We start from the raw sequence: 1355 nt of genomic DNA, 5'->3' as shown, positions 1-1355 counted from the left end.
TCTGACGCCTTGAAAAAGAACAATGCCAAAATATTGGGGATTACAAGTCTTGACAGCAATGAGGGCAAATCCTTTCTGTCGGGCAGTTTGGCCTATGGTTTTGCGATGATGGGAGAAAAAGTGCTGCTAATTGGCGGGGAGACAAAAAAAGTAATATCGGATTCAAAAGCGTTGGCCATAAACCAGGATTTTGAGACCTTTTTAGTGAAACGTGAAATTCAGACAGAAGATCTGATTACAATTTTGAATAAGAATGATGCGAATTCTTCTTTACTGGAGAGCCAGAGTACCACAAGTTTAAGAAAAGGCTTTCAGGTTTTAAAAGACGAGTTTGATGTGATTATTATAGATGTTAACGGGCTTAAGGACATTAACAAAGCCAAAGAGTGGTTGCTTTTTACTGAGCTAAACTTAGCTGTTTTTGAATCTGGCAGATCTATATCAGACCCTCAAAAAGAGCTGTTGACATATATTAAGGGGCAACCTGGATTTATTGGTTGGGTTCTTAACAAAGTGAAATAATAACAACCTATGTACCAGTATTTATCATCCTTATCACAAACACGACGTACAATTATTTTGTCGGTTTTGGGGATATTGGTTGCTTTAGGAGTTAGTTTGCTGACGTATCTGGGGCCCATAGGGCCGGTACTGGTAATTGTGGCAGCACTATTTGTTGTTTTTATGATCTGTCTTTTTAAGGAGCCCTCTGTAGGGCTTCTTGTGTTGATAGTTTATTGCTTTCTATTTGGGATCTTATCGCGTGAAGTTGGTGGCATTGCCTATGGTATAGGAATAGAGATTTTTTTATTGCTAACCTGGATAACTGTGATCATTCAGCACAAACGGTATGACTGGACACGTTTAAATAACCCGCTGACCAAACTAATGCTGATGTGGTTTATCATTAGTGTAGTTGAGATCATAAATCCTGCCGGTGCCAGTGTGATGGGTTGGTTACAGGAGATAAGAAGTACTGCGCTGTTTCCTATACTGATCATCCCCCTGGTATTTCTATTGTTTGATTCTGAAAAGAAATTAAACAGGGTGTTGATATTGTTGATTGCCTTGTCGTTAATGGCAACTTTGAATGGTATTAAGCAGATACATATTGGCTTGTCGCCAGGTGAACAAAGGTTTTTAAATGAAGGAGGGGCGGTTACCCATTTGTTGTGGGGAAGATTAAGAGCGTTTTCTTTTTATAGTGATTCCGGACAGTTTGGTGCTTCGCAGGCATCTTTTGTGCTGATTGCTATTGTGCTTGCAATAGCTCCGTTCAAATCATGGAAAAGGGTACTTGCCCTGATTGCTGCCGGATTATCTTTTTACGGAATGTTGATTTCGGGAACCAGAGG

The 1355-nt window shown here is 39.9% G+C and carries 1 protein-coding gene and 1 pseudogene; both read left to right on the top strand.

The genetic code is table 11. From position 1 onward, the window contains the following. Positions 1 to 522, top strand: a 522-nt coding sequence (locus AC1DG9_RS27100; RefSeq protein WP_477635698.1) for a P-loop NTPase family protein, incomplete at its 5' end; no start/stop codon positions are given. Positions 523 to 531: 9 nt separating this feature from the next. After that, a pseudogene (locus AC1DG9_RS27095) lies at positions 532 to 1355 on the top strand (O-antigen ligase family protein); the annotation flags it as partial.

The sequence above is a fragment of the Pedobacter sp. 05L430 genome (assembly GCF_056397585.1).
This window is presented reverse-complemented; position numbering and strand designations above follow the sequence as displayed.